Consider the following 5,517-nt stretch of genomic DNA (forward strand, 5'->3'; position numbering starts at 1 on the left):
GGTGACTACTCTGCTGCTAATCAAGAACGTGTAGCCGATCAATATGTTACTTCACGTTATGGTTCATGGGATGCTGCAAAAGCATTCTGGTTAGCTAACGGTTGGTACTAAGCTAAAAATAAAAAGATAGATAGCCTTTTGACAGGTTATCTATCTTTTTTATTTTTTCAGAAAAACTGGTCCTCCATCTTCGTTCTAACAGAAGTAAAATAAAAGAAACATTTTTAGGAGGTTTCTTTATGCCCATTGAGCGCACCGATTCAACCATATTATCCGCCCAGATAGAAGATAAGCTACTTTCTCAAGTCAATAATTTCCAAAACAGTTCGGATTTTCAATCACAAATGAAATGGCCTTCCTCTTCATTCGTAGATATCCCCTGCACGTCTGATTTTCATTCAGAACATTACATTGCCACAGAAGAGTATCAGCTTTCGCAGACCTTAACTTCGTATCTCAAAATGACTCATATAGCAGTTTGCGGGTAGACAATACAATACCACTCTCTTTAAATCAACAAGAAATCAATCCAACAATACCAGTCGGGAAAAATAATCGCAAAAGATCGTTTCGCTTTGAGCGAACACAAAAAGCAGCCCACGCACTTTTGACTAATCCTAACCACTCCTACAAAGAGATTGCTAAAGAACATCAGATTTCACATATAACTATCACCTACATCAAAAAACAGCTAGGAGTGAGATCTACCTACCGTACTAAGAAATTCCAACGTGTTGAACAAAAATTAAGGGAACATCCAAATTCCACTTATAAAGAACTCAAGGAAGACTTTAATATATCCACTAAAACAATTTATAAAATAAAAAAGAAGCTGTCACATCTATCCAGTCAACAAAGAAAAATACATAAAAACTTAAGCCATACATCCTCTCAAATCAAAAAAATCAGCATGAAAAAAATCTGAGACAGATTCTCTTTAGAAACAAAAGCCATACACCAGCCCAGAAACGAAACAATATCACAGCCTTATTGGTCAGAAAGCCATAAACCAACCCCAGGTAATAAGGAACATTTACTAGAAGGAAGAAATACTTTGGCCTCACATTCCAACCGTAAATAAATGATTGGGACAGGTATCACTTCACCTTCGTAATCAATCACTTTTGTCCTTTCTTATCTAAAGATTCGTTCCATTTCTGAATATCTGGTAACTATCCATGATGAAACAACTGGTAATGAGTTGTTCGTTTTTTTCGATTTCAAAATAAACTAGCACTTACTACTTCTGAGATTGCTTTATTTTTTTGATCGCCCAATCATAATGGCTAGCTGTCGAAGAAATAAAGTAACTCCCTAGAGTTGTGTTCCCTGTCCAGTCAAATTTTTCCTTTTCAAATAGCTCAGCATTATCAAATTCCTCTGCTAATGATATCACTTGTTCATGTGTTTGATACACGAAGGATTTTGCATCAGACAACAGCGTATTTTCATGCTTTGTAACAAATGCAACATTCATTTGTCCATAGGTTCGCCAGTTGTATGGCTCTGGTAAAAACGGACTTTTCTCTTGCTTCTGATTCTTTTGGACCCAATTTAGTAAAAGCTGATGCCACTCATAGAGATGGATCAAAACATCTTTTAAATCTTTATCTCTTCGCCAATGTGTCTCTTTTTTCTTCGCTAAAAAAGCTTCATCAAATAAGAAAGGTGCTTGCTGTTCTTCTTCACTCAATTTTGCAATTTGTTCCCATAATTCAGCAAATTTTTGATTCGCGGCTTCAATCAAGTCATCTTTTGATTTTGGTCTCATGTACTTCCTCCTATTATTTTCTGTCTTAACACGTTTTATTTTTATATTTTGATTGTAACAAACACTCACAGATCCCGCGAATGATTACAGGTATTTAGAAAAAAGCATTGTAATTCCCATGATCTTTTGCTAAAGTACGTTTCAAGCATGAAAATGTATGAATATTCTGATTAAATAACGCATTATTCATTTAGTTAGAAGTTTTAGGAGGTATTTTTTATGAACGCAATTTTTAATGGTCAACTTATTCCCAAAGATGAAATCACTATTTCACCTGATGATCGCGGCTATCATTTCGGGGATGGTCTATATGAAGTGGTCCGTGTTTACGATCAACAAATGTTCATGTTTTCAGAACATTTCGATCGTTTAAAGGTCGGGGCTGAGAAAATCCATTTAACTCTTCCATTCGAAAAACATGAACTTCAAGAGCAACTTCAACAACTTATCCAGAAAAACCATGTGAGTGAAAGAGAAATCTATTTTCAAATTTCTCGAGGAATCGTATCACCTAGACAACATCTGATCCCAGACTCTAAGAAGACGACACCGATTTATATCGCCTACACGATTCCCATTGAACGACCCATTGCAATGCAAAAAAACGGAATCCGTGCAACGATCATTGAAGATACCCGCTGGTTACATTGTGACATCAAATCATTAAGTCTGATTGGCAATATCCTCTCACTCGATGAAGCTGTCAGAAAAGGATTCGATGACGCTATTTTACAAAGAGACGGAAAGATCACAGAAGCATCTGCCTCAAATGTCTGGTTTGTCGTTGACGATATTTTATATACCCACCCTGATGGCAGCCTTGTTTTGCCAGGTATCACTAAAATGCAGATTTTAAAATTAGCCCGTGCAAATGGACTAAAAGTCTGTGAAACTCCTTTTTCTGTCACTCAGTTAGATAAAATCACTGAATGTTTTATTTCCAATAGTATTTATGAAATCGTACCAGTCATTTCAATCGACGGAAAGCAAATCGCTGATGGCCAGTGTGGAACAATCACCAAGAAACTACAAACACTTTATATTGACTCTATCCGCACTTCACATTGATTTTTTCAATCTATTCATTGATCGTAATTCAGGATAAAAATTGGAGGAAATGTCATAGTATTAAATGAAGATTATCAAGTAGCTGTTCCTACTGCTTTTTATAAGATGAAACCTTAAATTTAAAAGCCACGTTACAACATATTGATTATTTGGCTATTCAAGGTGTTCAATCAGTTTTAGTAGGCGACTCAACTGGCGATCAACATTCATTGACGTTACTAGAAAAATTACAGTTGCTTGATGCGCTTAAAAAACTAAATATGTATAATGATTTGGAAATCGTTTTTGGTCTATCTAGTATTCGCCAAAAAGAGGCAGAGAGCCTCGCTCAAAAAATCAATACTTCGAATGAAGTCACAGGAATCTTATTAGGTTTTCCCCCTTATATTCTTCCTTCACAACAGGAAGCTATTTCCTATGCGAAATCGGTGATCTCTTTCGCCAATAAGCCAACGATACTCTATAACAATCCGCGTCGTACCGGCTTTGACATCACTGTAGACACCTATTTAACACTTTTAAAAGACGATCGGGTCATCGGAATAAAAGAAGCCGGAAATCCAGCTCATCTTCCTGAAATTCTCGCTAAAATAGAAAAACCTTTAAAAGTCTACATGGGTGGTGAATCAGCTGTAACAGAAAAACTAGCTTTAGGATTCAATGCCATTTCTTCTATTGCTGGAAATATTTATCCCATAGAAATTAAGCAATGGTTTACTGAATTGAAAAATAAGTAACCTTCCACTGATCAAACGACTGCTACAAAAATCGAGAAGTTATACGCTCATTCCCCACTTCCTTACGTAAAAAGCAAAATAAGCGAAAATGAAGGTATTTCTTTTGGAATCTGTCGCCAACCATTAGGAAATAATGAATAATGTAGATTAGCCAACAATAAATACTTGTAAAAATAATCTCACTCCAATCACTCATTCATCTATTTTGAGAGTGACTTACTGCATTCATATCCTTTCATCAAGTTCGTGGCAAAGAGACTGAGTCGGCTTGAATATGTTCATTCGTTATACTATTTTCTATCAACGCTTTTCCTTATTTTAAATCACTAAGAGACTCACATTTGGTACATTTAGTCGACTAAAATTAGTGACCCCATAAGTAAATGAGGTCGAGACAGAAGTGTTTAACTCCGAGAAATAAGAAGAAATCAACGAAAATTGCTTTTCACATTTTTGTGAATTTCGGCTTATTTAAGCAGGAGTTGCTTCTGCTCCCAGCGTTTATTCTTTTTTAAAGAATGAGACAAAAGTATTTCTTACTTTTGGACCATCCTTATTTTTACCAAATTATTGGTGGATCGTCCCACCACTTATGCTATGGTTGATCTCTATGTATGCAGCATTGAAAATCGAAAAAATAAAAAAAGAAAGCGATGTTCAAACGTATAAAGAAATCTTGCATTTATCGAAAATAAAGATATTGATTCAGTTAGAAAATTAAGAAACAAGAAAAAAGATCTTATGTCAAAAATTTTCATTGTATCTATGCACTCACTCATCTTCGGCATTATTGTATTGATCATGTGTGTCCCTTTTATATTGAGTCGTTAAGTAAACAAAAAAGTCGAATCAGTTTGGGAACTTACCCAATAACTTGAAACAGAATAAGAATGTGCCTCTTACTGGATGACTTTAACCCAATAAGAGGCACTTTTTAAATGGAAAGTAGAAATATCATTTTAGTTACTAGTTGACTGTACTTTTATTCCAGATTGATGATATTGTTTCCTTCAAAAACCTTTTTTGCTCTTTTAGCAATCGCCCATGTCGTTGAAAAATCAATAGACGCCCCTACGCCAGCGCCTACAACCGGAACTACTTTTACTAAATTAATTGTTCCCTTTGTTCCATTCTTAGTTATAAACCTAAATCCTATTCTTTGATTTATTTTAGTTAAAACTTTACCTGAAATTTTATTTACCGCATTTAAAGCAATTTTATTCCCTACTTGCACACCTGTGTTTTTAAATGTGTCTGCTATAACATTGCCAACTAAGCAACTATAAACGAAAGTCTAAACCTCATCATCTCTCAAATCATACCCTCTAATCAATGCAATAGCAGCTACCATTCTCATTTGAACATATATGACTGACGTAAATGTTGACAGGCAGAGTAAATGGCATTGTTATAAATCCACCAAAGCTTGTCACAAATCCATTTAGACTATTTTTGTTTAACTGATTTCTCACCAATTTTACAATTGCTTTATCTGTTCTACCATATTTTTTTATGCACTCATCCGCCAATTCTGAAACTGGTTTAGATACTTTAGGTATTCCGTCTAAGCATTTGTCATATAATGATTCTAATAGTAGCAACCCCTTACTTTCCTCTTTTTTATTGTCCAATCTCATGCACATCCTAGCTATTTTTTTATTTAATCGTATCATAAATCCAAATCAATGTATCAAACTTATCAGACATGCCAAAAAACGTTTATCTTAAAAGAATAAGCGAAAACTATTTTAAGTATATGGTTGATTTATTAGGATAATGTATTTTAATATATAAACTTTTTGTATATAAATTTCACATCAAAGTTATTTTGCATCTATTCATAAAAAATGCAGTTTGAAGGGAAAGTCAAGTCCATAATCCTGTGTAAAATACTATACAATGTTTTACCGGTCTCTCATTGATCAAACTTAATATATTTTC

General features: G+C 34.5%; 9 protein-coding genes. 5 read left to right on the top strand and 4 right to left on the bottom strand.

Annotation, left to right across the window (positions count from 1 at the left end; translation table 11 throughout):
* The 3 genes from DVW83_RS13945 to DVW83_RS15730 all read left to right on the top strand — a co-directional run.
* Window positions 1-111: aggregation-promoting factor C-terminal-like domain-containing protein (locus DVW83_RS13945; protein ID WP_446717769.1), on the top strand; the 111-nt coding region annotated here is incomplete at its 5' end.
* 128 nt (window positions 112-239) lie between these two features.
* Entirely contained in the window at window positions 240-488 is a 249-nt protein-coding gene (locus DVW83_RS15725; protein ID WP_224784448.1) for a hypothetical protein, read from the top strand.
* Window positions 479-925, top strand: a complete 447-nt coding sequence (locus DVW83_RS15730) for a hypothetical protein (RefSeq protein ID WP_224784449.1) — start codon at window positions 479-481, stop codon at window positions 923-925. Before DVW83_RS15725 ends, DVW83_RS15730 begins: the two co-directional genes overlap by 10 nt.
* Window positions 926-987: 62 nt before the next feature.
* Here the strand turns inward: DVW83_RS15730 and DVW83_RS15845 are convergent, their stop codons facing one another.
* On the bottom strand, window positions 988-1,122 hold the full coding sequence (locus DVW83_RS15845; protein WP_258078983.1) for a hypothetical protein: 135 nt from the start codon (window positions 1,120-1,122) through the stop codon (window positions 988-990).
* Between the two features lie 118 nt (window positions 1,123-1,240).
* Window positions 1,241-1,771 (bottom strand): ClbS/DfsB family four-helix bundle protein, encoded by a 531-nt coding sequence (locus tag DVW83_RS13955; protein ID WP_104661040.1) that lies wholly within the window; start codon window positions 1,769-1,771, stop codon window positions 1,241-1,243.
* A 219-nt stretch (window positions 1,772-1,990) separates the two neighbouring features.
* Between DVW83_RS13955 and dat the strand changes: the two genes are divergently transcribed.
* Window positions 1,991-2,839: a D-amino-acid transaminase gene (gene dat / locus DVW83_RS13960; RefSeq protein ID WP_104661039.1), complete on the top strand. Its 849-nt coding sequence runs from the start codon at window positions 1,991-1,993 to the stop codon at window positions 2,837-2,839.
* Window positions 2,840-2,988: 149 nt separating this feature from the next.
* Window positions 2,989-3,576, top strand: a complete 588-nt coding sequence (locus tag DVW83_RS13965; protein WP_238699433.1) for a dihydrodipicolinate synthase family protein — start codon at window positions 2,989-2,991, stop codon at window positions 3,574-3,576.
* A 982-nt stretch (window positions 3,577-4,558) separates the two neighbouring features.
* On the opposite strand, the gene DVW83_RS15735 is transcribed toward DVW83_RS13965, so the two are convergent.
* Both DVW83_RS15735 and DVW83_RS15740 read right to left on the bottom strand, forming a co-directional pair.
* The gene (locus DVW83_RS15735; protein WP_224784450.1) at window positions 4,559-4,810 is read right to left on the bottom strand and encodes a hypothetical protein; all 252 of its coding nucleotides are present in this window, start codon (window positions 4,808-4,810) and stop codon (window positions 4,559-4,561) included.
* Window positions 4,811-4,901: 91 nt separating this feature from the next.
* A complete protein-coding gene (locus tag DVW83_RS15740; RefSeq protein WP_224784451.1) occupies window positions 4,902-5,207 on the bottom strand; it encodes a hypothetical protein in 306 nt (101 codons plus the stop codon).
* Window positions 5,208-5,517 lie beyond the last annotated feature (310 nt).

The organism is Enterococcus sp. VV15 (genome assembly GCF_005236045.1).
Lineage (GTDB): Bacteria > Bacillota > Bacilli > Lactobacillales > Enterococcaceae > Enterococcus_B > Enterococcus_B durans.

Excerpts from the sequence above, each read along its gene's own strand:
- DVW83_RS15725 (WP_224784448.1), top strand. The coding sequence starts at position 240 with ATGCCCATTGAGCGCACCGATTCAACCATATTATCCGCCCAGATAGAA.
- DVW83_RS13955 (WP_104661040.1), bottom strand. The coding sequence starts at position 1,771 with ATGAGACCAAAATCAAAAGATGACTTGATTGAAGCCGCGAATCAAAAA.
- dat (WP_104661039.1), top strand. The coding sequence starts at position 1,991 with ATGAACGCAATTTTTAATGGTCAACTTATTCCCAAAGATGAAATCACT.